At 44.3% G+C, this 25,891-nt stretch carries 28 protein-coding genes and 2 tRNA genes; 19 read left to right on the forward strand and 11 right to left on the reverse strand.

Annotation, left to right across the window (positions count from 1 at the left end):
* Positions 1-44: 44 nt before the first annotated feature.
* Positions 45-1,076, reverse strand: a complete 1,032-nt coding sequence (locus ICE94_RS06690) for a glycosyltransferase family 1 protein (protein ID WP_216150086.1) — start codon at positions 1,074-1,076, stop codon at positions 45-47.
* Complete coding sequence (locus tag ICE94_RS06695; protein WP_216150088.1) at positions 1,073-1,924, reverse strand: UDP-2,3-diacylglucosamine diphosphatase; 852 nt, start codon at positions 1,922-1,924, stop codon at positions 1,073-1,075. Before ICE94_RS06695 ends, ICE94_RS06690 begins: the two co-directional genes overlap by 4 nt.
* 86 nt (positions 1,925-2,010) lie before the next feature.
* On the opposite strand from ICE94_RS06695, the gene ICE94_RS06700 reads away from it, so the two are divergent.
* Positions 2,011-2,721, forward strand: coding sequence for a 1-acyl-sn-glycerol-3-phosphate acyltransferase (locus ICE94_RS06700; protein ID WP_216150090.1), 711 nt, complete (start codon positions 2,011-2,013; stop codon positions 2,719-2,721).
* Here ICE94_RS06700 and ICE94_RS06705 read toward each other — a convergent pair whose 3' ends face one another.
* Positions 2,722-3,423 (reverse strand): hypothetical protein, encoded by a 702-nt coding sequence (locus ICE94_RS06705; RefSeq protein ID WP_216150092.1) that lies wholly within the window; start codon positions 3,421-3,423, stop codon positions 2,722-2,724.
* A gap of 214 nt (positions 3,424-3,637) precedes the next feature.
* On the opposite strand from ICE94_RS06705, the gene ICE94_RS06710 reads away from it, so the two are divergent.
* The 3 genes from ICE94_RS06710 (at position 3,638) to ICE94_RS06720 (ending at position 4,465) form a co-directional block, all read left to right on the forward strand.
* Complete coding sequence (locus tag ICE94_RS06710) at positions 3,638-3,979, forward strand: hypothetical protein (protein WP_216150094.1); 342 nt, start codon at positions 3,638-3,640, stop codon at positions 3,977-3,979.
* A gap of 24 nt (positions 3,980-4,003) precedes the next feature.
* Positions 4,004-4,342 carry a hypothetical protein gene (locus tag ICE94_RS06715; RefSeq protein ID WP_216150096.1) on the forward strand — a complete coding sequence of 113 codons (339 nt, stop codon included), beginning with the start codon at positions 4,004-4,006 and terminating at the stop codon, positions 4,340-4,342.
* A gap of 46 nt (positions 4,343-4,388) precedes the next feature.
* Positions 4,389-4,465 (forward strand) — tRNA-Pro (locus ICE94_RS06720).
* A 46-nt stretch (positions 4,466-4,511) separates the two neighbouring features.
* On the opposite strand, the gene ICE94_RS06725 is transcribed toward ICE94_RS06720, so the two are convergent.
* The 3 genes from ICE94_RS06725 to ahpC all read right to left on the reverse strand — a co-directional run bounded on the left by ICE94_RS06725 (position 4,512) and on the right by ahpC (position 8,680).
* Positions 4,512-6,257 carry a cation:proton antiporter gene (locus ICE94_RS06725; protein WP_216150105.1) on the reverse strand — a complete coding sequence of 582 codons (1,746 nt, stop codon included), beginning with the start codon at positions 6,255-6,257 and terminating at the stop codon, positions 4,512-4,514.
* 195 nt (positions 6,258-6,452) lie between these two features.
* The gene (gene ahpF / locus ICE94_RS06730) at positions 6,453-8,021 is read right to left on the reverse strand and encodes an alkyl hydroperoxide reductase subunit F (RefSeq protein WP_216150107.1); all 1,569 of its coding nucleotides are present in this window, start codon (positions 8,019-8,021) and stop codon (positions 6,453-6,455) included.
* A 95-nt stretch (positions 8,022-8,116) separates the two neighbouring features.
* A complete protein-coding gene (ahpC, locus tag ICE94_RS06735) occupies positions 8,117-8,680 on the reverse strand; it encodes an alkyl hydroperoxide reductase subunit C (RefSeq protein WP_216150109.1) in 564 nt (187 codons plus the stop codon).
* A gap of 437 nt (positions 8,681-9,117) precedes the next feature.
* On the opposite strand from ahpC, the gene ICE94_RS06740 reads away from it, so the two are divergent.
* From ICE94_RS06740 to ICE94_RS06795, 12 genes are all read left to right on the forward strand, one after another.
* Positions 9,118-9,720 (forward strand): energy transducer TonB, encoded by a 603-nt coding sequence (locus tag ICE94_RS06740; RefSeq protein ID WP_216150111.1) that lies wholly within the window; start codon positions 9,118-9,120, stop codon positions 9,718-9,720.
* 2 nt (positions 9,721-9,722) lie between these two features.
* Positions 9,723-10,421: a MotA/TolQ/ExbB proton channel family protein gene (locus ICE94_RS06745; protein ID WP_370623783.1), complete on the forward strand. Its 699-nt coding sequence runs from the start codon at positions 9,723-9,725 to the stop codon at positions 10,419-10,421.
* A 10-nt stretch (positions 10,422-10,431) separates the two neighbouring features.
* Complete coding sequence (locus ICE94_RS06750; RefSeq protein ID WP_216150118.1) at positions 10,432-10,842, forward strand: biopolymer transporter ExbD; 411 nt, start codon at positions 10,432-10,434, stop codon at positions 10,840-10,842.
* Between the two features lie 2 nt (positions 10,843-10,844).
* Positions 10,845-11,018 carry a hemin uptake protein HemP gene (gene hemP / locus ICE94_RS06755; protein WP_216150120.1) on the forward strand — a complete coding sequence of 58 codons (174 nt, stop codon included), beginning with the start codon at positions 10,845-10,847 and terminating at the stop codon, positions 11,016-11,018.
* A gap of 122 nt (positions 11,019-11,140) precedes the next feature.
* A complete protein-coding gene (locus ICE94_RS06760; RefSeq protein ID WP_216150122.1) occupies positions 11,141-13,330 on the forward strand; it encodes a TonB-dependent siderophore receptor in 2,190 nt (729 codons plus the stop codon).
* 18 nt (positions 13,331-13,348) lie between these two features.
* Positions 13,349-14,032, forward strand: a complete 684-nt coding sequence (locus tag ICE94_RS06765) for a Fe2+-dependent dioxygenase (RefSeq protein WP_216150124.1) — start codon at positions 13,349-13,351, stop codon at positions 14,030-14,032.
* 102 nt (positions 14,033-14,134) lie between these two features.
* Positions 14,135-14,503 (forward strand): DUF2946 domain-containing protein, encoded by a 369-nt coding sequence (locus ICE94_RS06770; RefSeq protein ID WP_216150126.1) that lies wholly within the window; start codon positions 14,135-14,137, stop codon positions 14,501-14,503.
* 66 nt (positions 14,504-14,569) lie between these two features.
* Entirely contained in the window at positions 14,570-15,160 is a 591-nt protein-coding gene (locus tag ICE94_RS06775; protein ID WP_216150128.1) for a Crp/Fnr family transcriptional regulator, read from the forward strand.
* A gap of 99 nt (positions 15,161-15,259) precedes the next feature.
* Complete coding sequence (locus tag ICE94_RS06780; RefSeq protein ID WP_216150130.1) at positions 15,260-17,386, forward strand: TonB-dependent receptor; 2,127 nt, start codon at positions 15,260-15,262, stop codon at positions 17,384-17,386.
* Positions 17,386-18,540 (forward strand): hypothetical protein, encoded by a 1,155-nt coding sequence (locus tag ICE94_RS06785; RefSeq protein ID WP_216150132.1) that lies wholly within the window; start codon positions 17,386-17,388, stop codon positions 18,538-18,540. The genes ICE94_RS06780 and ICE94_RS06785 overlap by 1 nt, the downstream gene beginning before the upstream one ends.
* On the forward strand, positions 18,527-18,991 hold the full coding sequence (locus tag ICE94_RS06790) for a hypothetical protein (protein WP_216150134.1): 465 nt from the start codon (positions 18,527-18,529) through the stop codon (positions 18,989-18,991). The genes ICE94_RS06785 and ICE94_RS06790 overlap by 14 nt, the downstream gene beginning before the upstream one ends.
* 66 nt (positions 18,992-19,057) lie before the next feature.
* Positions 19,058-19,134, forward strand: a tRNA-Arg gene (locus ICE94_RS06795).
* A gap of 5 nt (positions 19,135-19,139) precedes the next feature.
* On the opposite strand, the gene ICE94_RS06800 is transcribed toward ICE94_RS06795, so the two are convergent.
* Positions 19,140-20,102: a sodium-dependent bicarbonate transport family permease gene (locus ICE94_RS06800; RefSeq protein WP_216151004.1), complete on the reverse strand. Its 963-nt coding sequence runs from the start codon at positions 20,100-20,102 to the stop codon at positions 19,140-19,142.
* 87 nt (positions 20,103-20,189) lie between these two features.
* On the opposite strand from ICE94_RS06800, the gene ICE94_RS06805 reads away from it, so the two are divergent.
* The 3 genes from ICE94_RS06805 (at position 20,190) to ICE94_RS06815 (ending at position 22,386) form a co-directional block, all read left to right on the forward strand.
* Positions 20,190-21,080, forward strand: coding sequence for a LysR family transcriptional regulator (locus ICE94_RS06805; RefSeq protein ID WP_216150136.1), 891 nt, complete (start codon positions 20,190-20,192; stop codon positions 21,078-21,080).
* Positions 21,081-21,141: 61 nt separating this feature from the next.
* Positions 21,142-22,122 (forward strand): NAD(P)/FAD-dependent oxidoreductase, encoded by a 981-nt coding sequence (locus tag ICE94_RS06810; protein WP_216150139.1) that lies wholly within the window; start codon positions 21,142-21,144, stop codon positions 22,120-22,122.
* 3 nt (positions 22,123-22,125) lie between these two features.
* Entirely contained in the window at positions 22,126-22,386 is a 261-nt protein-coding gene (locus tag ICE94_RS06815) for a TIGR03643 family protein (RefSeq protein WP_216150141.1), read from the forward strand.
* A 20-nt stretch (positions 22,387-22,406) separates the two neighbouring features.
* On the opposite strand, the gene phnE (ICE94_RS06820) is transcribed toward ICE94_RS06815, so the two are convergent.
* The 4 genes from phnE (ICE94_RS06820) to ICE94_RS06835 are packed head-to-tail and all read right to left on the reverse strand — an operon-like array spanning position 22,407 to position 25,729.
* Complete coding sequence (phnE, locus tag ICE94_RS06820) at positions 22,407-23,198, reverse strand: phosphonate ABC transporter, permease protein PhnE (RefSeq protein ID WP_216150143.1); 792 nt, start codon at positions 23,196-23,198, stop codon at positions 22,407-22,409.
* A 1-nt stretch (position 23,199) separates the two neighbouring features.
* On the reverse strand, positions 23,200-24,033 hold the full coding sequence (phnE, locus tag ICE94_RS06825; RefSeq protein WP_216150145.1) for a phosphonate ABC transporter, permease protein PhnE: 834 nt from the start codon (positions 24,031-24,033) through the stop codon (positions 23,200-23,202).
* Positions 24,030-24,869 (reverse strand): ATP-binding cassette domain-containing protein, encoded by an 840-nt coding sequence (locus ICE94_RS06830; RefSeq protein ID WP_216150147.1) that lies wholly within the window; start codon positions 24,867-24,869, stop codon positions 24,030-24,032. Before ICE94_RS06830 ends, phnE (ICE94_RS06825) begins: the two co-directional genes overlap by 4 nt.
* Positions 24,869-25,729, reverse strand: a complete 861-nt coding sequence (locus ICE94_RS06835; protein ID WP_216150149.1) for a putative selenate ABC transporter substrate-binding protein — start codon at positions 25,727-25,729, stop codon at positions 24,869-24,871. Before ICE94_RS06835 ends, ICE94_RS06830 begins: the two co-directional genes overlap by 1 nt.
* Positions 25,730-25,891: the final 162 nt, after the last annotated feature.

Consider the following 25,891-nt stretch of genomic DNA (forward strand, 5'->3'; position numbering starts at 1 on the left):
CATTATCTTTTCAATCATGAGTCTTAATTTAGTGACAGAATGTGTCAGGCGAGTGACGCAATCTTGACACTTGTGTGACTGCCGACGGGCTTCAGATGATTTAAAAACTGTTGGCTAGCGACCGCCCATGAAAACTTCTCCGCATGTGCACGAGCTACTTCACGCGGAATGTTGAGAGCATCTAAACAAGCTTGGCGCAGGTCTTCATTCATGGCCCCTGAATTAGAGTTGCCAATCACATCAATCGGTCCAGTGACAGGGTAGGCAGCAACCGGCAGGCCACAGGCCATGGCTTCTAATAAGACGAGGCCAAAAGTATCAGTTTTACTCGGGAATACGAATACATCGGCAGATGCATAGACTTTGGCAAGCTCTTCTTGCTGTAAGACGCCGAGGTAACTGACTTCTGGATATTTTGCTTTTAAACCAGCAAGCGCTGGACCATCTCCTACCACCCATTTAGAACCCGGTAGTTTGAGTTCTAAAAATGCTTCTATATTTTTCTCAACAGCCACACGACCTACGTATAAAAAGATGGGGTGCGCCGTATTGAGCACTTTCGCATCCTGCATCTTAAAAATGTCTAGATCCACACCGCGAGTCCAGAGTACGACATTGGTAAAGCCGTAAGCTTCGAGATCTTTTTTCACAACCTCGGTAGGCGCCATCACGGCAAGAGAGGGGTCATGAAACCAACGCAAAAACTTATAAGTAATAGCTAATGGAATGGCTGTACGTGCTTTGACATATTCTGGGAAGCGGGTGTGATATGCGGTTGAGAATGGCAGCTTATTTTTGATTGCATAAGAGCGTGCAGCGATTCCTAAAGGACCTTCAGTTGCAATATGAATCGCGTCCGGGTTAAACGATTTCATACGCTCAAGCACTTTTTTCTTCGGAAAGAGAGATAGTGCGATATCAGGATAGGTCGGGCAGGGGATGGTTTTAAATTCTAGGGGTGTAATCATCTGAATTTCATGCCCTAGTTTTTCCAACTCAAAGCGTGTTTGCTTGAGGGTACGAACTACGCCGTTGACTTGTGGCTCCCATGCATCGGTCACGATCATGATTCTCATTGCGGTGTCTCCATTTTTTCAGTAACTTGTATATTGATGGTCTGTGCGCTCAGTTCCTTTGTCTGCACAGCAGTGATGCTCATATCCACGATTAAATCTTTCACGGTTTCTTCTAGAATCACAGGCCAATGCACGATTCGAAGACTGCCATCCGCGTCTTCAACCAAGGCTGTTAGGCTCTCTACCCAGTCACCATCATTGCAATAAAGCAGGCCATCAATCGTGCGTATTTCAGCTTTATGGATATGACCGCAAACGACCCCATCGCAACCGCGCAGACGAGCTTCACGAGCCATGATGTGCTCAAAATCAGCGATATAACTCACTGCATTTTTGACCGAGTGCTTGAGGTATTGAGATAAAGACCAGTATTGCAAGCCCAGGCGCGAGCGGATCTTGTTGAACCAGCGATTCACCCACAAAATGAAGGTATAGAGAGTGTCACCTACGTAAGCTAGCCATTTGGCGTACTGCATCACGCCGTCAAAAAGATCCCCATGAGTAATCCACAAGCGCTTTCCATCGGCCGTCACATGAATGACTTCTTCCTCTACTCGGATATCACCGAAGCTCATGCCAAAGTACTCACGCGCCATTTCATCATGGTTGCCAGGGATGTAAATGACTTCTGAACCTTTGCGGGCTTTACGCAATAGTTTTTGCACGACATCGTTATGCGATTGGGGCCAATACCAGCTCTTCTTTAAGCGCCAGCCATCAATGATGTCGCCAACTAAATAAATCTTATCTGCGTCATTGTGTTTTAAAAAATCGAGAAGATACTTCGCTTGACAGCCGGCAGTGCCGAGGTGGACATCTGAAATCCAGATTGCACGGTAATGGTTCATGAGTGCTTATTGAGCCTGATATTTTTGAAGGCTCGATGACAGATTCATGTCATCTTGATGACACAAAGTTATGACATGCTTGGCGCATGAAAAGTAGTCTACTAGTGATTCATATTCTCTGGGCCTTGATACAGATACCCGTTCTGTTAGCGTTGGGGGCTCAGAAAAGACGCAGCATGATTCAGTCATGGGCGCAAAGATTGCTGCACATTTTAGATGTCAAGCTTGAAGTCCATCATGCTACAGATCATCATCTTAGAGAGCCTGCCTTGTGGGTCGCTAATCATATCTCTTGGTTAGATATCCATGTAATTAATGCAGTGAGTCCTGTGACATTTGTGGCCAAATCAGAAGTGGCGCGCTGGCCGATATTTGGATATCTAGCCCGAGCTATCGACACCATCTTTATTCAGAGAGAACGCGTCACCGATTTACGACGTGTTTTATCAGAAATGGTTGAGCGCTTTAGATTGGGTAAAGCGGTTTGTATCTTTCCTGAAGGCACATCTTCGGAGGGGCGTGAAGTATTAGCTTTTAAATCCAATTTATTTCAGGCCGCAGTCAGTGCAAAAGTCCCAGTTTTACCTATCGCTATTCAATATCAGTTAGAGGGACAGTTCACCTCGCATACCGCATTTATTGGAGATATGGGGCTCCTGGAGTCTATACGTTTGATTATGGATCATCCTGGGATTACTGCACGGCTGACCTTTTTAGAAACGCTAGATGCCAGTACGAACCGTCAAGCACTCATGAGCGCTGCTCATGAATCGATTTCATCAGTACTAAGAGGCTAATCAGTGCCACTTCGGTGATAGTAGACGAATACCAATAGAGATCCAACGATTATTTCTATCCCATTCCCCTTTATTGCCTATCGTCATATCGATTTGGGCACGTTGGGGGATTAACCAGTGTCGAACACCCCCTTGAAACGCTAGTTTTTCTGACGAGTCCTGAAAGCCTTCAGCAATCAAGTAACTGTTTGGAGCAATTTGATACTCCATACCTAGACCTGCGGTAGGAATATATTTTTTTTCATCATTCTTTTGCGAAGCACCGACATTCACATGAATAAATAAACCGTCGTTACGTAATGATTGTGTCCAAGGAATATAGAAATAATGATCGTTCATACGGGGCGAGATGAGGTTCGCTTCATTTTTGACATGACCCACAGCCAAACCCACGGACCAATCATTGGTCTTAGGTGCTCTCAATAAGGTTTTGCCCTGTACTTGTACCAAGCCCCAATGTCCGCCATCAACGGTATCTCCATGGGCCTTGGCGCCACCCACGGTCAACTCAAAATTACCCCCAATATTGCACGAAGGTAGGGCCCAATATTCATTGATATTTTGATTGAATTTGGCCCAGCTTTCTACTTGGCATGAGCCCTCATCGACAATGCGCGCATCATCGGTAATCATAGGGCGAGCGGCCCAAAGTGCATTGCAACATGAGCCCAAGATGCTGATAAGTATCAGTTTTTTAAACATGCGCATACTTTAATACAGTTATATGACGCCACTGTAACAACTGACCCTTATTTTTCTCCTTGCTAAATACATAAAAAAGGCGCAAAACCTTATAAATCCAAGTCTGACGTGCTATTGGAGGCGAAAAACACATTTAATTTAGATGCTTTATTTCCATGACATTTTTATTACTTCTGAGTAAATTCCACTTAGATGTATTTGTAAAGTAAATCACGTGATTAAAGATAAAAAAACGACTCGATTATTGAGGAGACACCGTGATTGGATTTCAGATTGTCTGCCCGTCGATAATTCTCTGGTGGCGTATGACATCTATTTATCCATCATGGAAAAATACTGTGCGAATGAACGTTGCACGGTCAAAGTCTTGTTCGAATCTTTGCCTCACTCCTATACCGCTGTGAGGAGTCATTACCAGCGCTTGCTGAAAAGCAATTGGATTCAGGTTATTAAATCTGATGAAGATGGTCGCGTGAAGTACGTCACGCCAACGGCTAAATCGATCAAAGCCTTCGATAAATTCACTGAGATTTTTAATGGCAATCATCACGCTTAAGTGATGTCAGCACATAAGATGAGTATGAGTCATTTAGATAGCTATCTAAAGTATTTGCGGTTTGCTGAAGAGCTTAATCGTGAATTTTCATTAGATGGTCGTGAAGTCAAAATGCTCGATCTGATTTTTATGAGAGAGCAGCAAGGTTTTCCGTTAAATGTATCTCAACTCATGAGTAGTTCCGATTTGGGTTCTCCAGCCACCAACCATAAAGTGATTGCACAATTGGTGCGCAAGGAGATGATTGAATATCAAATCTTGGATGATCGGCGCGTTAAATACGTATGTGTCAGTGAGAGAGCTAAAAAGCGCTACGCTAAATTAGGCCGTTATATCCATGAGAGTAGCGAACGTCAATTTTGACAATCTTGTCATAAAAGCACTTTTAGAGTACAATTAGCGCCTTAGTCGGAGTGTGGCGCAGTCTGGTAGCGCACCTGCTTTGGGAGCAGGGGGTCCAAGGTTCGAATCCTTGTACTCCGACCACTTTCCCCTCGATTTTCTCTACTTCCGCTCTAAAAGAATAGTCTTGTTACGGCATTGGCCTGGCTGGGCTTAAGCGCTGTCGATAATCAGCGATCGTATGCAGAATTGATCCCTCAGCAATGCCAAGATGTTCTAGGACATGGGTGCCAAGTTGCAGGCCTACCTCAAGTGTTTCGGGCATCGCGACGTTCGCCCCCGCTTTCAGAAGATCTTCGGCGTGTGCGCTATCGCGGGCGCGCGCAATGATTTGCAGGTGTGGATAGGTTTGTCGAATATCAATCACACTTTTGAGTGTGTCTTGGGAGTCGTTCATTGTTAAAACAATCGCTGCCGCGTTTTCTAAATGGATGCGACGCAGGACTTTCGTTTGACTGATGTCACCTAAATACACACGGGTCTTGGAGTGAGCGCCTAAATCTTGCGTGTGCTTATCCATCGCGATGTGAGGAATCTCTAGGGTCTGAAAGATATGGCCGAGTAATTGACCGACCCGACCATAGCCTGCAATGACGACTTGTCCATCGACTTGGTTAGGCAGATGACTTTCCAGTAAGGTCTCTGCATCTGAGTCAGTCTCTAGCAGGCGAATAAGCCATTGCGTGATTTTCTTAGCGATCAAGCTCATCAGTGGGGTGGCAAACATACTGATGGCAATGACCAGCATAAAGAATTGGGATAAGTCAGTACTCAGGATGCCAAGACTCAGTGCTAGGCCAATCACGATAAAAGCAAATTCTCCGCCTTGACCCATTAGTACTGCTGTTTCGATGGCTTTGGGCCAGGCAATTTTGCCAACATAAAAAATGACTGCCAGCACGCTGGCCTTGATCAAAAATAAGCCCAATACAGACAAAGGAATCCAGTAACCATAGGCGACAAATTCTTGAACCTGAATATTCATGCCGACAGTCATAAAGAAAACTCCCATCAATAAACCTTTAAAAGGTTCAATGGTGCTTTCGACTTCGTGACGGAATTGAGTTTCAGCCAAGACTAGTCCCGCCATCAATGCGCCCAATGCCATCGATAAGCCAGATAAAGAGGTGAGCCACGCAATCCCCAAGAGAGTGAGTAAAGTGAGGGCCATAAAGACATCAGAGCGATAGCTCTTGGTGAAGTACACAAAGATCGGTTGAATCAGCCAGCGCCCCAGGAGGTAAATCAAGACCATCAATGCCAAAGCTTTTGCTAGCGTCATGAAGGTGATCATTGCTATGCCGGCTTGACTGTGGTTTGCCATCATTTCGACCAGGATCAAAATAGGGACTACCGCTAAATCCTGGAACATCAAAATCGAAAAGCCGGCCTCACCATGGTGGGTTGCCAAGATGCGCTTATCGCTCATGATCTGCACAACGACCGCAGTAGAGGATAGAGCTAAGACTAGACCTAATAAAACCGATACCGAATAGCTATTGCCAAAGCCATAAGCAATGCAACCGATCATGGAGGCGGTGATGACGACCTGTAAAGAGCCGCCGGTAAATACCCATTGTCTGAGTTGCAGCAGTCTAGCCACCGAGAGCTCCAGGCCAATCATAAACATCAAAAAGATCACGCCGAGTTCCCCAAACTGGGTAATCACTTCATTTTGTGTAAAGCTAATTAACTTGAGAAAATCTAGTGGAGCTAGCCATTCCGAGATGCCATGGGGACCCAAGATCAAGCCCACAGCAAGAAAGCCCAGAATCTGATTGATGTGTAAGCGTTGTAGGAGTGGAATCAAGATGCCTGCCAAAACGAGATAGAGAATACTCTCGCGTAAAAAAGGCAGGGTATGAAGACTTTCCATGGATGATTCCTTGCTATGAGCTCAATATGATCATCATAAAGCTTCGGGTCAGCGATGCCCTATAAATCTGTGCAAAGAAGCGATCCAGTGTGAAATCGTTTGATCGATATCAGAAGAATGAGGAACTCAACCCTAAGTATCTCGATAGATACATTGGGTTGAGTTTGTCTCCTCGGTGAATAAGCGGTATTGACCTTATTGGGTCACGGTTTCGGTAATCGATGAGCGGATCAGATAATCAAAGGCGCCTAATGAGGCTTTTGCACCTTCGCCCATGGCAATAATGATCTGCTTGTAGGGTACAGTCGTACAGTCACCTGCAGCAAATACTCCTGGTAAAGAAGTCTCACCCTTAGCATCTACCAAAATCTCGCCACGTGGAGTGAGATCAACGCTACCTTTGAGCCAATCAGTGTTCGGTAATAAGCCAATCTGTACGAAGATGCCGGCGAGATCTAAGGTGTGCTCAGTCCCTGTTGTACGATCTTCGTAACGTAAGCCAACCACTTTCTGACCATCACCCAATACTTCTTTAGTTAGAGCGCTCTTGATGATGGTGACATTAGGTAAGCTGCCTAGCTTCACTTGTAAAACAGCATCGGCTCTTAATTTAGAGTCGAACTCAATCAAAGTCACATGGCTCACAATACCGGCTAAATCAATCGCCGCTTCCACACCTGAGTTGCCGCCACCAATGACTGCCACACGTTTGCCTTTGAATAGAGGGCCATCACAGTGTGGGCAATAAGCAACCCCTTTACCACGGTATTGTTGTTCACCGGGCACATTCATTTCACGCCAACGGGCGCCAGTACTCACAATCACGGACTTACTTTTCAGTACAGCACCATTTTCTAATTCAACTTCTAATTTTTGATCGACTGAACGCAGGGCGCGGGCACGCTGTAAGTTCATGATGTCAACTTCATAAGATTTGACGTGTTGCTCCATGGCCATCGCTAATTTAGGCCCTTCGGTCTCTTTCACAGAGATAAAGTTTTCAATACCCAAGGTATCCATCACCTGGCCACCGAAACGTTCAGAGACAACCCCAGTACGAATCCCTTTACGGGCAGCGTAAATCGCCGCAGCCGCGCCTGCTGGGCCACCCCCGACGACTAGGACATCAAACTCTTCCTTGGCATTGAGACGCTCAGCGTCTTTATCAGCAGCATTGGTATCTAATTTGGCAACGATTTCTTCGACGCTCATACGACCTTGACCAAAGACTGCGCCATTTAAGATCACAGTAGGCACTGCCATGATTTGGTAAGTATTGACCAGGTCTTGATAGAGGGCGCCATCCACCATCTCATGCTTAATGTTGGGGTTGAGTACCGCCATCAAGTTCAATGCTTGTACAACATCAGGGCAGTTGTGGCATGACAATGAAATAAAGGTTTGGAATGACAAAGGGCCTGGCAAAGTTTTGATCGTATCGATAATGGCTTGCTCGACTTTGGGTGGGTAACCACCGACTTGCAAAATTGCCAAAATGAATGAAGTCATTTCATGGCCCATGGGCAAGCCAGCAAAGCTAATGCGCGCAGGAGCATTTTCAGTCGCTACCGTGAAGCTAGGACGATGTTCGGCTTGACCATCGGTCTTGACCGTGATCTTGTCCGATTGTTCGGCAACTTCTTGTAAGAGAGTCAGCATTTCTTGAGCCTTAGGGCTCTCATCGAGTGATGCCGTCAAGACGACTGCTTGATTAATCTTTTCAAAGTAGGCTTTTAGTTGCGCCTTAATATTGTTATCTAACATGGCCATTCCTTTTTTCTATTTATATTGAAGAGTCTATTGATGAGGGCTTGCACCCTCGCCAATAGACTCTCTTGCGAGAGTCTATGGGTGTTGACTTAGATCTTGCCTACGAGGTCTAAGCTTGGAGTCAAAGTCTCAGCACCTTCTTTCCACTTAGCAGGACATACTTGACCTGGGTTAGCGGCAGTGTATTGAGCAGCTTTCAACTTACGAACTGTTTCAGAAACATCACGAGCGATCTCGTTGCTATGGATTTCAGCAGTTTTGATCACGCCTTCTGGGTTGATGATGAATGTGCCGCGCAATGCGAGACCTTCTGCGTCAATGTGTACACCGAAAGCACGTGTTAAAGCATGTGTAGGATCGCCAACGAGTGGGAAGCGTGCTTTACCTACAGCAGGTGATGTCTCATGCCACACTTTGTGTGAGAAATGAGTATCTGTCGTTACGATGTACACCTCAGTACCAGCCTTTTGGAATTCAGCATAGCTTTCAGCTGCGTCTTCGATTTCAGTAGGGCAGTTAAATGTGAATGCTGCAGGCATGAAAATCAGTACAGACCATTTGCCTTTGAGTGATTCCTCAGTCACAGTAATGAATTTACCGTTGTGAAACGCTTGAGCCTTAAATGGTTGAACTTGTGTATTAATAATTGACATAGCTTTCCTTTTTTTAAAGTTGTTGAACAACGGAGTGAATTGTGCACTTGCACAATTAATCTGTCTAATAGATTAATTAAATCTACTTAATCTATAAAATCGATTTTACTATCGGGGAAACCCTAGACCTAGTAACTACAATCTCAAAATAGTTATTGATAATCATTCTCATCTATGGTATAGTTCTTTCTGTGGGTTCCTCACTCTACCCACAAAGTTTCCTCATACGAAACTTCTCCTTCGATATGCCCCGCGCGGTTGACTCCCAAGCGGGGCTTTTTTTATGTTGACCCAGCTTCTTGGTTCTATCTGGAGATAGCGGTCAATGACGAATAGCGCACGCACGTTTTAAAGACCTGGAATGGGGCAGTGGTTGGTGTTGGTATTTTGCAACACAAATGATAACTATTCTAATTTGTGTTAAGATAATCAACATAATGAAAATAACGCTTGGCTATATATCTAATGATTATCAAAAAGTAGGTTTGCTCGTCACAGGCATTCATCTGGTGTGCCTGGTATGGATATTGGTGTGGGGAATGATTCATTTTGTAGCGCCTGTGCAGGTGGTGATGATGGCTGAAATGATTGATCGCGAAGCTAACTCGATCACTGCTCCCAAGAGCCTAGCGAAAATTCAGGAACAAGCAAAACCAGAAAAAATCAAAGAACCCATGATGACCCTGTCAGAGCGCTCTTCAGAGCGCGTTGAGACTAGTGCTAAAAATAGTCAGGGCCAATTGAGTAGTGCCTCAGTCCACCTACCAGATGCCTATGCCAAAGAGCTTAATAATCCTAAGCCACCTTATCCAGCCATCAGTCGCCGTTTAGGGGAGCAGGGTCGAGTGCAATTAAAGCTCTGTGTGAATGCACATGGAGAATTAGATCTCATTCAATTAGAGCAATCATCCGGCTACCCAAGACTAGATCAGATTGCTCTAGAGACAGTGGGCCGTTGGAAATTCATGCCTGCAAAGCAAGGTGTTCAAGCTATTGCGATGTGCTATCAGTTACCGATTCAATTTACTCTGGAGAAATAGTAGTGAACGAAAAATTAGGTTTTTTTCATATGTTGATAGAAGGTGGCGTGGTGATACAACTCACAGCCTTCATTTTGTTTCTGATGTCGATTGCTTCATGGACTGTGATCATTGTGAAGGCTCACGGCATTCAGGGGGCTAAAAAACAGGCGCAGAGCTTGAAAGATTTTTGGCACAGTCGTGATCTTGAGCAAGGGATTCAAAAACTGGCCGGTGCCGGAAATCCAGACAAAAACGCATTTGAGCATTTGGTTAGAGAGGGTCAATATGCCATCGCCCATCATCGCCATACAGATGCACATCTGCATGACAGCTTAGATCTGAGTGACTGGATTACGGGAACGCTCAAAAATGCTATTGATGATGCCCAAGAAAAATTGGGCGCAGGTTTGGCTTTATTAGCATCGATTGGGTCTACGGCCCCGTTTATTGGTTTATTTGGCACGGTTTGGGGAATCTATCACGCGCTCTTGGGTATTGGGGAGCTCGGACAGGTATCGATTGATCGTGTTGCTGGCCCTGTGGGTGAAGCGCTCATCATGACAGCCCTCGGTTTATTTGTCGCTATTCCCGCTGTATTGGGTTACAACGCACTCGTGCGTGGCAATAAATTCATTTTGGGCAAGCTCAATCGTTTTGCGTATGAGCTACATGCTTACTACATGACTGGACAGAAAACCATCTACACACACCAAAGATAAGGAGGAGCAAATGGCTTTTGGTACTTTAGAACCTGATCAGCAGGATGTCATGAATGAAATCAATATGACTCCGCTCGTGGATGTCATGTTGGTCTTGCTCATCATCTTTATTGTCACTATTCCTGTGATGCGTCATAGCGCTGAACTAGATTTACCTAAGGCGCATTCTCAAGCGATAGTCCAAAAAAATGAAACGATACACCTGAATGTCAATCAAATTGGCCAGTATCAATTGAATAAAAAAATCATGAGTCTTGATGAACTTGAGGCGCGCCTTCAAGAACTCGCCACCTATCATCCTGAGACTGCGCTCCATATTTATGGAGATCAGCGTGTGCCGTATGACTATGTGGCTAAAGCGATGGCTATTGCTAAACGGGCAGGTATCCAAAAAGTAGGTTTTGTGACTGAGGCGAAGTAGTTATGGCGGTTGTTGGAAGTGAACGCCTTGAAATCAAGATTCAGTACCTTAATGGTCGCAGGGCGATTGCAGCGAGGGAATTAATGGGAGAGACCAACAAGATTGTGATTATTCATGATGGGGAGACATATGAACTGAGATTAACACGTTTTGGAAAATTAGTTTTGAATAAGTAAGAATTTAATAGATCAATCCATAGTAGCCAGCCGTACATGGACTTCATTGCAAGTCCACGCGATGCAGCAAGCCAAATGAACTCGAGAGAGAAATCTCACTTTTTTATAAAACAGGAGCTTGTATGCATAAAAAAAATATTTCTGATTTCAAGAAAAAACCAATCACTACCCTAGGTTCAGCCATTGCTGTGATGTTGGTATCTCCCAGTTTGGCATGGGCCCAAACGAGTGAGACAATGCCATTGAATCAAGTCGATGTCAGAGGTCGATACGAACAAGGGGCCACTGGATATCACCAGGGTGTTAGTAATGTAGGTAAGACGGCCCAGGCGGTTAAAGATATTCCCCAGGCAATCACCATCGTGCCTAAAGAGTTAATTGTCGATCGTAATGATGACAATTTAAAAGATGCATTACGCAATGTTGCGGGTATGACATTCAACGCAGGTGAAGGAGGTCGTATTGGTGACAATATGAATCTCAGAGGTTTTTATTCCTTTGGAGACCTATATATGGATGGTATCCGAGATACTGCCCAATATAACCGTGAGGTCTTCAATCTAGAGCAAATAGATGTCTTGCGTGGTTCTGGATCTATGCTTTTTGGCCGCGGTCAGGCCGGTGGTGTGATCAATCAGGTGAGCAAAAAACCATTTATGACTGATAAAGGTCAGGTCTCTGGCACAGTCGGAAGCTATGACTACTACCGCAGTACTGCAGACTTTAACAAGGTGCTCGATCCAGACAGTAGTACCGCATTTAGGATCAATGCACTAGTACATGATGCCAAAAGTTCAAGAGATGTTGTCGCTAGTGAGCGGGAAGGCTTGGCACCAACATTGAGTTGGGGTATTGGTACCAATAATCAAATCACTTTAGGGCACTACTATCTTAAAACGCATAATGTGCCTGATTATGGGGTTGGCTTTGATTCAAGAACACGTTTGCCCGTGAATGTATCTGTGAAGCAATTCAGTGGTACGACCAAGGACTATGAAGACAACACCACGAATATGACCACGCTGCAGCATGAGTACACATTTGATAAAGATACCAAGCTCAGCACTAAATTCAGAAAATCAAATTACCAAAGAAGTTTATGGTCGAATGTGGGGCGTGATACCTATCCGCATACCAACCCACGCTTACCAGCGCCACGAGGAGCTGAGGAAGATACTTATGCCTTACAGACCGACTTTAGTAAAAAGTTCACGACAGGCTCTTTAAAGCACGAACTTTTAACTGGTCTGGAGTACCTCAAAGAAGACTTAAAACGTTGGACATTCAATTACAGCAACTGTAACAGTGGTTCGATCAGTGGTTATACCCTCATAGTTGATCGCTGTGATGTGGGCTATGGCAATCAGATTAAAGATCCGAATACATTATTTGGCTACCGTGGAGATTCCTATTCAGCGTACCTTCAGAACATGATTGAATTTGCACCGGGCTGGAAAGTATTGGGTGGTATCAGACAAGATTGGCTGAAAGCCAATTATCAATCAGCTACTGCCAGCTTTAATGGTGCCAATACAGCCAAACTTAACTTTTCGGAGAAAAGCTATCGTTCTGGTTTGATGTTCCAGCCCGACTCGATGACGACATACTATTTAGCTTGGAATGATTCTTTCAATGCCACGGCAGATCTCTATCAGTTATCCGCAGGAGCTGGATATCCGGCAGAAAGAAGTTCGACTACCGAACTAGGTGCTAAATGGGATCTTTTCGGGGGTGATCTTGCGCTAAGAACGGCTCTCTATCGGGCGAAGAAAGCTTGGGAGCGTAATACTGATCTAGAGAGTACTGGAAGCGTCAATGCGCGCAAACGTCATACCGATGGTTTGGAATTTGAGATGGCAGGTCGTATCAATCCGCAGTGGGAAGTCTTTGCTGGCTTAGCTTTGATGAATGCCAGAATCGATGAGCAGGGTGTTGGTAATCGTTTTAATCCGAACCTGCAACACAATGATGCGATTGTCGGTATGACCCCACGCAATACGCCCAATTACACTTATAACATCTGGTCAACCTATCGTGTTATGCCAGAACTCAAATTGGGTGGTGGCGTGACTGCAGTTGGTCGTCGCATCGTGTATCGCTTAGGAGATGCAGTACCTGCGGTCAATAATATTCCTAGTTATGCCCGCTTAGATGCGATGGCTCAGTACGACATTAAAGATCAATATACCGTCAAGCTCAATATTCTGAATCTCACTAATAAGAAAATTTATGAGACAGCTTATGAAAACGGCGGTTTTGTCGTTCCGGGTACTAAACGAGCGGTTCAATTAACCGGTATTTATAAGTTCTAAGCAGTAGGAGCCATCAGCATGTTGTTACATATTCCTCAAGTTCTAACACAACAAGAAATCATGAAGGTGCGTCAGATCATCGATGCAGCAGATTGGGCTGATGGCTCCATCACTGCGGGTACGCAGTCAGCTAAGAATAAAAATAATCGACAATTGCCTGAAGATCATCCATTGACAGAAGAAGCTCGACAGATTGTTCTGCGGGCCTTATCCATGAATGCGCTTTATCTAACGGGGGCCTTGCCCAAGAAGATTTATCCACCTTTATTTAATCGTTACGACGGGCAACAAAATTCTTTTGGTAACCATATTGATAATTCTGTCAGAACTCATGCTGCTACTGGCCGACATGTCAGAACGGATGTTTCATGCACCTTGTTCTTATCCGAGCCAGAAGATTATGAGGGCGGGGAGTTGATCATTGAGGACACCTATGGCTCACAAGCGATTAAGTTTGCTGCAGGAGATATGGTTCTCTATCCTAGCTCTTCAGTTCATCGTGTAGAGCCTGTGACGAGTGGTTCACGGATAGCCTGCTTCTTTTGGACTGAAAGTATGATTCGCCCCGATGAACAAAGACGACTCCTGTATGACTTGGATATGACGATTATGCAAATTCGTGAACGGTACGGAGACACTCCAGAGTCGATTCGTTTGACTGGAACCTACCATAATCTTTTGAGAATGTGGGCTGATGTTTAATAAGAACACTCTGCAAATATTGAAATAAATCAATATTTGCAGAGTAATCGGACACTTACTATTAGTAATTGAATCAATACGGTTTTGTACTAAAATACCGCCATGCATTCATTTAAGCGCCACATCGTTCACTGGTTTGCCGTACTTGGCATACTGATGTCGGCGCTTGCGCCCACGCTTTCTCAAGCCATGGCGGTCGCCCAAACGGGTCAGGGCATCAGCGTAGAAATATGTACCGTATCAGGTCAGAAAATGGTGCAAATCATTGCAGATGATTCAGAGTCAAAGACCCTAGATCAGAAGCACTGTCCTTACTGTACTTTACAGCCTGCCTTTCAGATTGAGCTCAATACGCAGCTTGATTTTGCTCAAGATCAAGAGCAACTCTTTCCGATACTTTTCTATCAATCACCCAAGCCACTTTTTGCTTGGCTCACTCTGCCCTCTCGGGCACCCCCACAACTCGCCTAATACCCATTAGCGTCAAGCATAGCTTGGCATGCGCACGTCAGTGCATTGGTTTTATGCGAGTTAAAAATGAAACAAAAATTACTGTTTAAGGCGGGTGAAACCGTTTATTTTGCTGGTCAAAAAGGGCCTGCTTACAGAGTCACTAAAGGCAATATTCGTCTCGATCATACTGATGAGGAAGGTGAGATCTCTTTTGCGAGCATGGCTATCCAAGAAGATTTATTGGGTGCTGAAGTCCTTTTAGGTCATAGCTATCAATTTAATGCCCATGCTCTAGTCGATACTGAAATTGAAGTATGGCAAGAGCCTAGTGAACTTTGGGAAATTGCTTTAGCAAAAGAGCTTCTGAAATCAAATCAAAGAAATGCTGAAGTCATTTCATTGAGATGCGGTCAAGCCATTGACAGAATTATCAAGCTGATCAAACTCATGGTCCCGGGTTATCAACAAGCCGCTAATGAGCAATTAGCGATCAATATCTCCTTACCCGCTTTAAGAGAAGCTGCGGAGATGACTGGGCTCACCATTGAGACTGTGAGTCGCTGCTTAACGAGTCTTCGAAAGCAGGGCATCTTACAGCCCATTCCAGGTGCGCGAGGAAATATACGTAATCAGTTTGTCCTCAACCTCAACAACGTAGAACCACTTGCTGCTTGAGATGAGCATTTGGTTTTGGATCATTTACATAACCCTCGGCATCGTTGGATACGCACTGGTGCTGAGGGCAAGAAATAAAAAATAAAAAAGAGAGTGAATATGAAAACATACTTAAAGCCAATCGTGATTGCTACATCGATCTTAATGATGGGTGGTGTTCAAGCTGTGAATACAGTTTTGGATGAGGTCACTGTGACCGGTTCTCGTGAAGAAACTAAAAAGTCAGACTCGATGCTATCTATAGGTGTTATTTCTAGGGATGCGGTTGACTTTACTAAGCCTGGCCATCCGTCAGAAATTATTAGCCAAGTACCTGGTGCGGCAGTGGCGGTGACTAATGGCGAGGGTCATACTACTGCAATTCGTCAAGGATTTACAACGTCACCACTTTATCTTTTCCTGGAGGATGGAGTTCCTATCAGAGCGACAGGTAGCTTTAATCACAATGCTTTGTATGAGGTCAATATCCCAAGCTCTGGAGGTGTTGAAGTGGTACGGGGTATTGGATCTGCTTTATATGGCTCTGATGCAATTGGTGGAATGGTGAACGTATTGACAAAAAAACCGTCTCTTAAAGAGGGAGGTGATGCGTCTTTAGAGTTTGGTGGGCATGGGTATAGAAGATTGCTGTTAGGTCACGATACTGGATTGTCGGCGATGGGTTCTGCATTTAGAGCTGATATAAATCTAACGCATACCGATGGCTGGCGTGACAAAACTGCCTACGATCGTCAAAGTGTTAATTTACGCTTGGATTCTGGTCTAGATCAGTTTACGGTTGTTAAAACAATCTTGGGATATACAAATATCGATCAGGAAACTGGTGCTAATTCTGCATTGCCATATGACTTATACATGAATGCTCCAAAAACGAATTTAAGATCCATTGGCTATAGGAAAGTTGAAGCTTTCAGACTATCCTCAGAGTTCCAAAAAGATTTAAATGCGGGCAATCAATTGTCGATCATTCCGTACTTAAGAAACAACAAAATGGATCTAAATGGTACATTTAACTTAGCAAGCGATGCACGGATTGAGAAAACAGAAACCACATCTTATGGGTTGCTGATTAAACATAAAAATAACTTCCATGATTCCTGGAAAAGTCGTTTGATTACCGGGGTCGATTTTGATTACAGCCCTGGTTCTAGAGTTGAGAATCCAATTTCAACTGTCACAACGGGTAGCGGGGCTTACACTAATTACACTGGTTACACAATTAATAGTCAAACTGCATATAACTATGATGTTACCTATCAAAATTTAGCGCCATACTTGCAACTTGAATCAAATCCAAGCAGTCAACTAAAGACTATTTTTGGTTTGCGGTACGACAATAGCTCATATGAAATGGTCAATAATCAAGCGCCAGGTTATACAAGTATTTCATCCAATCGTCATTACTATAGCCCAGCGAATGCAATCGCTACTTTTGATCGGTTAAGTCCTAAGCTAGGTTTTATCTATCAATTAACTAATACGCAAATTTTCTATGGTTCCTACAATCAAGGATTTAGAACTCCATCTGAAAGTCAGATATTTAGAGGGGGTAGAGGTGCCACACAAGCGGAAGCAAAAGCACAATTTGATGCATCTTCAAACCTAAAACCCATAGTTGCTGATCAATATGAATTAGGTACGCGGGGAAATGCCTATGGTTGGAACTATGAATTAGTGGGCTATCAGCTAACTAAACGTAATGATTTATTGGGGCGTCGTGATGAAACGGGGGCAACAGTTCAGACAAATAATGGTACGACGCGGCATCGAGGTATAGAGTTGGCTTTAGGCAAGGAGTTAGTTTCGAACTTAAGATTCGATACAGCACTATCCTATGCAAAACATCAATATCTTGATTGGGTAACTACTTCGAGTAATCGTACTGAAAATTATTCAGGAAAAGAAATAGAGGCATCACCGCGTTGGCTTTCCAATACTCGATTGACATATATTGAGAGTAAAAAACGCCAATCGCAATTTGAGTGGGTGAGGGTTGGGGATTATTATTTGGATCCATCTAATATGGGTGGTAAATATAGTGGGCATAACTTGTTTAATCTGAGACATTCCGAGTCAATTGATCAGAATCTGAGTGTCATAATTCGTGTTATGAATATATTCGATAAACGTTATGCAGATAGCGCATCTTGGAGCTCAAATAATCGAGATGTCTATAGTCCAGGATTGCCAAGAACATTCTATTTAGGACTGTCCGGAAGATTCTAATGAAAAAATTCTTGCTTATCTTTCTTGTTGGCATAACTAGTTTCGTTAATGGATATGCAAAAAATCAGCCTAATCATCTTGCTACTAGCTATGCTGTTGACGCTAATGGAGTTTTGTGGGCAATTATGCTGAATGAAGTTGGTAGGCTACAACTAGATAAGAGTCAGGATTTTGGTAAGACTTGGCGGACTCATCGAACTTTTGACTCTCAAGACAAGATATCTGCGCATGGTGAAAATAGGCCCAAATTAGTTTTTGGGCCTAAAAATGAGTTCATCATTACTTATACTAAACCTCTAAGTAGACCGTTCACTGGAGAGATTCGTTTTATCCGTTCAGAAGATGGGCAAACTTTTTCAGATCCAGTGACGCTGCATGATGACAGGCAGGAAATAACCCATCGATTTGAATCAGTTGCCTTTGATAAGCAAGGAAATTTACATGTGGTTTGGATCGATAAACGTGATCAGGAAAATATTAGAAAGTTAACAGGAAAAAAGGACGCGTATTCTGGTGCGGCTATTTATAGAAAAATGTCTATTGATGCTGGTAAATCATTTGGTCCAGATGAGAAGCTTGCCGATCATAGTTGTGAATGTTGTCGTATCGCTCTAATCTCCATTAATCACGGTGTGGCGGCAATGTGGAGACATGTCTTTGAGGGAAGTATTCGTGATCACGCCTTTTTATCTTGGTCTTACAATTCAAAACATACCAAAATAGTTAGGTCCACTTACGATAACTGGAAGCTAGAGGTTTGCCCGCACCACGGCCCTGCTTTAGCTGTTAATAATCAGGGTGGTTTTCATGCGATTTGGTTTGGTGAAAAGTCCGGGAAATTTGCTGTCAGATATGGAAAATTATCTGAACATGGTGATCCTATTGGGCAGGTGTTAGATTTGCCCGATACTAGGGCTGAGCATGCAGATATTATTTCTAAAGACAATACGATTGTCGTTGCATGGAGAAGTTTCGATGGGGATAAGACCACTATCAGATCAATGATATCCCGTGATAATGGCAACAGTTTTCATCAGGCAGTCAGCGCATCTACTTATCAAGAGAATGACTACCCAAAGTTAATTGAAATTGGAGGTCGTTTTTATTTACTTTGGAGAATTGAATCAAAAATTAATTCCTATGAAATTCGCTAAATTCCTAATTTTTCCAGCACTCATTCTTTATACAAGTTTTTTAAGTGCAACTCCAAAAGGTGTGGAGTTATTTTCTCCAGATACTTGGTCTCGTATTTCCACAGCTAAATCTCACGCTCAAGTAACAATTTTTACTACCACTGATTGTCAACATTGCCCTGCAGTAATTGAATACCTTGCAGACTTTAAGAAAAATAATAAAAAATTGAATTTAAGATTAAATATTGTTGTTATGGATGGTTTGGGTAATGAGGATTACCTTTTATCTTCACCCTATTATTTGCTTGCCAACAACCTATATGCTTTCAATGGTTCCCCTTCGAAATTAAGATATGTAGTGAATCCAGAGTGGCGTGGCATGACTCCATTTGTTGTTCTTCACCCCCTTAAACAGTTACCGCTATATGTTTATGGAAAGCCAGACAAGGCCCAGTTAAAAGTACTAAATTAAGAGGCCTATAGCTTTTCTTAATCGGGTCTGTACTGTGCTCTCAGCTATAATTCCCACTTCAAACACCTGCCCATAGCTCAGCTGGATAGAGCAACGGCCTTCTAAGCCGTAGGTCGCACGTTCGAGTCGTGCTGGGCAGGCCACACATCTAACCCATCACACGCTGAGCCATCCACATATATAAGGGTATACCTATTAGGATATTGATCGGGAAGGTGATGCCGATCGATAAACCAAAGTAGATCGATGGATTAGCTTCGGGTATGGCGTAGCGCAGTACTGCTGGTACGACAATATATGAAGCACTTGCCGAGAGCACCATTAATAAGACGGTATCAGCCAAACTCACACCGAGTAGTAGACATAAGACCATAGCGAGGCTTGCATGAACCAAAGGCGAGAGTGCTGCATATCCAATCAGTGCCAGGGAGTTAGATTTAGCCTCCTTAAAGTTCTTAGCGACCATCAAGCCCATGTCGAGTAAAAAGAAGGCCAGCATGCCTTTGAATAAGTCGCCTGAGAAAGGCTGCATCACTACTTTGCCGGCTTCGCCGCTCAGATAACCTACAGCCATAGCCCCTAGTAATAAGAGATGAGCACCGTCCGTGAATGACTCATGGAGGATCGCTTTGAGACTGGGGCCTTGGGCATTGTTCCTATCTAGCTCATGACGCAACATATTGGCCAGTAGTACTGCCATGATGATGGCTGGAGATTCCATAATCACCAAAGCAATCGCCATATAGCCATTCGGGCTTAGTTGACTTTGTTCTAAAAACTGCACAGCTGTGACAAATGTCACCGCGCTGACTGATCCGTAAGAGGCGGCCACAGCTGCAGCATCAAATTTAGAGATCTTGTTTTTAAGAAACTGATAGCCTAAAGCAGGCACGATAAAGGCCATCAGTATTGCTACTGCAAGGCTGATAGCGATATCACTATTCAGTCCTGTTTGAGCTAGAGCAAAGCCACCCTTTAAACCGAGTGCCATTAAAAGATAAAGCGATAAAAACTTAGCGATCGAGCGGGGAATCTCTAGATTAGATTTGATAAAGCCAGCAAAGCAGCCAAAGACAAAGAACAGAATCGCTGGGTCGAGTAAGTTTTGCATGATGTCTCCTTGTTTAGAAGGCATCATAGGTTTTTAATTACATCATGTAAAATCGATAATTAAATATTTATATATAGATAAATATCTATGAATGCAACTTTTCGACAACTACGATTGTTTCTTGCATTGGTTGACACTGGTAGTGTCAGTGGAGCGGCACGCAAGACTTTTGTGACGCAACCCACTGCCTCAATGCAATTAAAAGAACTCAGCGAAACCATTGGCCAACCACTTTTCGAGGTGATTGCTAAAAAAGTGTATCTCACGCAGGCTGGTGAAAAGTTAGCCTTAACCGCGCGCGCCATGATGGATGAATGGACGGGTTTTCAGCAAGAGTTGGCAGAAATGAAAGGCTTAACGCGCGGCCAACTAAAAGTCGCTGCGGTGAGTACAGCTAAATACTTCATTCCGCAGATGCTAGGTGAGTTCTGCCGCCAATACCCCGATATTGATGTTGCCTTTGAGGTGATTAATCGTGATGGTGTGGTGCAGCGTCTTGAGAAGAATATGGATGATTTGTACATCATGTCGATGCCACCCAAGCATATCGACATTGAGGATCAGATTTTCATGGCTAATCCATTGGTTTTATTTGTAGCGCATGATCATCCTCTAGCCAAGAAAAAAACCATTCAGTTAAAGGATCTCAAATCTGAGCGCTTTATTATGCGCGAACAAGGCTCAGGGACTCGTATGGCAATTGATGCCTACTTTAAGAAAAAACATTTTTCACCCACGATCCGTCTAGAGTTAGGCACTAATGAAGCCGTCAGAAACTCGGTAGCAGCCAATTTGGGGATTTCAGTTTTATCCATTCATGCTTTGCAATCGAGTCTGGAGAGGGGTGATATCAAGGTGCTCAAGGTGGCTGATTTTGAGCTGGTCTCACATTGGCACATCGTGACACTCAAAGGTAAAAAGCTCTCACCGATTGCGGCTAGTTTTAAGAAACACTTATTACAAAAAATGTCGCGCTAAATCAGTCTTTTAGGACATGACCCCACAAGCAGAATGTTTCAATTCGCTTTAACATGGGGGCATGACAAAAAAGAAAATTGGCGTAATCGGTGCGGGTATTGCAGGTTTATCTTGTGCCAAAGAACTCGTATCTGCGGGTTTCGATGTCACGGTTTTTGATAAAGGCCGAGGCGTCGGAGGTCGGATGAGCCATCGTCACTTTGAGAACTGGGGTGCTGATCATGGTGCTCAGTATTTCACTGTTAAAAATCCACTGTTTGCCAAAGAAGCAGAGATTTGGCTCAAAGAAAATGTCATTGCTCCTTGGCAAGGTCGACTCGCAAAGATTGATAACACGGTCGCTGAGTATCAAGATGAGGTGATTCGTTATGTCGGTACGCCCGGCATGAATGCTCCTGCTAAATATCTAGCGCAGGGCCATAAATTACATACCAGCTACACCGTTACAGAAATCAAGCGCAGCCAAGGGTATTGGTCGGTCGTTACTAAAGAGTGCGGTGAGTTGGAATACGCTTTTGATTTCATGATTTTTGCTATTCCTTCCGTGCAAGCCAAGCATCTGATTGATCGCTACTCCACCTCTTTAAGAGACCTTTGCGACAGCGCCAAGATGTTACCTTGTTGGACTTTGATGGCTTATCTCAAAAATCCACTCAGCCTCAACTTTGATGGAGCTTTTGTCAAAAATCATATGTATTCTTGGATTGCTAGAGACAGTGATAAACCAGAGCGATCCATTTATGAAAGTTGGGTTGCGCAAGCCAGCCCTGAATGGTCGACCGAGCATGTGGATATTGCTCCTGCAGAGGTCGAGCTTTATCTCACTGAGGGCTTTAAAGATTTGACCGGCTGCGAGTGTGATTTGTACCAAACTCATTTATGGCGCTATGCCAGACTTGAAACACCCCAAGAACTCAATTATTCGATAGACCCTCACGCCAAATTGGCTGTTTGTGGAGATTGGTTAAGAAACTCTACGGTCGAAGATGCGTGGTTGAGTGGTTATTATCTTGGGCAAGGCTTGTCTGAGGTATTGAGATAAACGATGTCTACTAAGCAGTGGAGTCCTGAAGATTTATCTCGCATCATTGAGATGGCTTGGGAGGATCGCACTCCCTTTGATGCAATACAGGCTCAATTTGGTCTGACAGAAGCTCAGACGAAGGCTTTGATGCGTCAAGAACTTAAGAGAAGTTCCTATGAACTGTGGCGTCAAAGAGTCACAGGCAGAAATACTAAGCATCAAGCTCTACGGTCTAAAGAAGTCATACGAGCCTATTGTGCGACCCAATATAAGCCCAAATAATCAATAGTTATCGTAGCGCTTTATTGGGCAAGTGCTTTTCTAATCCAATAAGACAGCCCATCAACCAGCATGACCAAAATAATCATGCTCAGTAAGAGGGTGCTAGTTTCTTGCATTTGAAATAAGCCCATATGAAAAGACAGCATCTGACCTAGACCACCGCCGCCAACGACGCCTAAAACAGCCGCTGCACGAATATTGTTTTCCCAACGATACAGCGTATATGAAATTAACTGGGGCAGCACGGTCGGTAAGGTGGCATATAAAAAGATATTGAGCTCTGATAGGCCATTACTTCTTAGGCTATCTGCGCAATGAGGGGGTGCGTTTTCAATGGACTCTGCAAACAGTCTACCGAGCACCCCAGATGTGTGTAAAGCCAGAGCTAATGTACCAGCAAAGGGGCCTAAACCTACAGAAATCAAAATGAGGGCTGCCCATACTAATTCAGGGATAGAGCGTAAAGCGTTTAATAGTAAGCGCGTGAGTGTTCTCAAGCGTGCAGGATCAGCGCTATGCGTCTGGCTCGCTGATAAAGCAAAAAAGATTCCCAAGATGGCAGCAATCAAGGTGCCCAGGGCAGACATGGCAATCGTTTCTAAGGACGCTACTAAAACTTTCTGCAAAAAAGATGAATCTAAATTAGGCGAGAGCAACTCGCCAAAGAAGCGACTCATTAAAGTCCAGCTGCGCTCTGAAAATAAACGATGCAGTTGTAAGTCCAGTGAGTAAAAGCTCAAGACCAAAAGCGCTGAGATACCTAAGAGCAAGGTATAAATACGCCAAGACGATTCGCGTGTCATCGTTTGCATCTTAGGCCAGTATCTTTCTGATTTGACTGCTCAAGGCGTCTGCGAGTGCCACCAATACAATAAATACCAGCAAGATTGTTGCGACCTCTGAGCCATTAAACATCTTCATTGAGTTATCCATTTGCTGACCGAGGCCACCTGCACCCACAAAGCCTAAAACAGCCGATGAACGAATTGCGCATTCCCAACGGTAGACTGTATAGCTAGTGAGCTCAGCGAGGTTTTGCGGTAGCACCGCGTATAAAAAAGTTTGTAATCGTCCGGCACCGTTAGTCATGAGTGCGCGACTGGATTCAGTGCCGCCACTTTCTAAGATCTCGCCGTAGATCTTGCCAAGCATGCCTGCATAAGTCAGTGCAATCGCCAATACACCCGCAGCAGGTCCTAAGCCCACCACACGCACAAACACCAAAGCCCAGACTAACTCTGGGATGCTGCGCATCAGGACTAATAGACCACGTATGATTTGGCGAAAAATAAAAGGTAGGCGATTCATCTTCCCTGTTAGAGCTGAGATAGATAGCACGCGCGTGCTCAGAAGCGTTAATGGCACAGCCAAGATCAATGCTAAAAAAGTCCCAGCGCTTGCAATGGCAATCGTCCGCCAAGCTTCTAGGGCAATCAGTTGCAGAAAATCACCTTGAATATTAGGTGGAAAAAAATCTGCTAAAAATTTCAGGGTTACTTTTAAATTCTGGGCCTCAAAAAAAAGCCAAGGGCGAAACTCAGTCGCGATCAGGCTGGGAACGAGTAACACAATCCCCAGAAAAAACCAGGTGAGCCGAGCATGCCAAGCAGGATCTTTTAACTGAGGGTGCAGCGCGACAGAGCTCATGAAGTCAAGCCGCTTTCAGAAGCGCAAGAGGGTTTCACTTGCGATAGCACCTCATCTTCATTGATGAGATGAGTGAGCTCATGTTGGTTTTGAGCATACAGTTCACGTAACTGGGTAGGTGTGATCGATTGAGCCGACTGATCAAAAGCGAGCCGTCCATTTTGTAGACCGATGACACGCGGAAACTCTTGTGTGGCTACATCTACCTGATGCAAGGTCACAATGAGAGTCACTCGGCGTTTATGAGCTTCTGCGATCAATGTTTGTATCGCTTGTTTGGAACGTTTAGGATCTAGCGCTGACAAAGGCTCATCGACTAGCCAAAGGCCAGCATGACTCATGAGCACCTTGGCTAAACCCACTCGTTGACGCTCACCTCCAGACAGTCGATCCACACGTTGCCATAACTTATCTTCCAGATCAAAAGCACTCAAGACCTCGAATCCGTCTCTAGCAAATTGGGGATAGATCAAATTGGCTAAGCTCTCTAATAGACTCAGTTCTGGTAGACGGCTCGCAGATAGAGCGGTGATGACTCGTTGGCGAGGGGGTAAAGGAGGAATTTGGGGCGCATAAAATAGTTGGCTACGAAACTCTTGGAGTTTGCCTACCGATAAATTCCAGGGGTTAAGATCATCCAGTCTGACTATGCCGCTTTGGGGTTTCAGGGCCGCTGCAATGACTTGCAATAGAGTAGTCTTACCTGAGCCCGAGGGGCCAATTAAAGCAATGTGTTCTCCAGATTGAATCGATAAAGAAATATCTTGCAGTGAAAACGCCCCATCCTGCGGGCTCGCAGGATGTTGGGCATAGATATGTTCGAGCTGAACCCTCACTATTTAATCAATCCAGCACTACGACCTGCACGCTCGAGAGCTTTATAGTTCTCTGCCTTGGTTGGAACATATTTGCTAGCGCGATTTAAGGTCAATATTTCTTTACCTTCAGGGGTATTCATGTCGATCGCTAAGATAGCTTTAGTGATTTTTTCACGTAAGGCTGCTGGCATATCGGCGTGTACAGACCAGTTGTAATTGAAATAAGCTGGCGTGGTAAAGAAGACATCAACCTTGCTGGTATCCACTTTGTTTTCGGTCACAAATTTATTCCAGACGGTGATATCCAAAGCAGCGGCATCTACGCGACCGCTGACGACTGAGGCAATCGTGGCGTCATGGGCGCCTGAGTAAGCCACACGTTTGAAGTCTTTCTCTGGATCAATCCCTGCCTCGAGTAAGAAGGTGCGAGGCATTAAATGTCCTGAGGTACTTGACTGTGAACCAAAACTGACTTGCTTGCCTTTTAAGTCTGCTAATTTAGTAATGCCTGAACTTTTCTGCGTGATAAAGACAGAGCGAAACTTCGTATCTTCCTCGCGCTGTGCAATAGGGATGACTTTTCCACCGGAGCGGATTTGAGCTTGAACATGCGTAAAGCCACCGAACCAAACAAGATCAACCTGTTTGTTGACAAGTGCCTCAACAGCGGCTGGGTAGTCGTTCACAGGAGTGAACTCCACTTTCATGCCGAGACTTTTTTGCAGATACTGACTTAAAGGACCAAATTTTCTGATTTGTTCCGTCGCAGCTTCTTCTGGAATCGTAGTCACACGCAAGACTTGTTGAGCGTGAGCCACAGAAAAGAGGGCGACAAAAGACAGCGCTAGGCTAGACTTAATCCAGAGACGTTTATTCATTGAATGCTTTCTAAATTTATGGCTCCAAATAGTCGAGCATGATGAAAGATCTAATGTGATCTATCTATACTCAATCCATTCGACTTTTGGGACACCGAGGCTCTAACTGAGCACTTATATACATCACTCATACCAACGGCTGGCGTTTGGTGATGAGGTTTA

The organism is Polynucleobacter sp. MWH-Loch1C5, assembly GCF_018881775.1.
GTDB lineage: Bacteria > Pseudomonadota > Gammaproteobacteria > Burkholderiales > Burkholderiaceae > Polynucleobacter.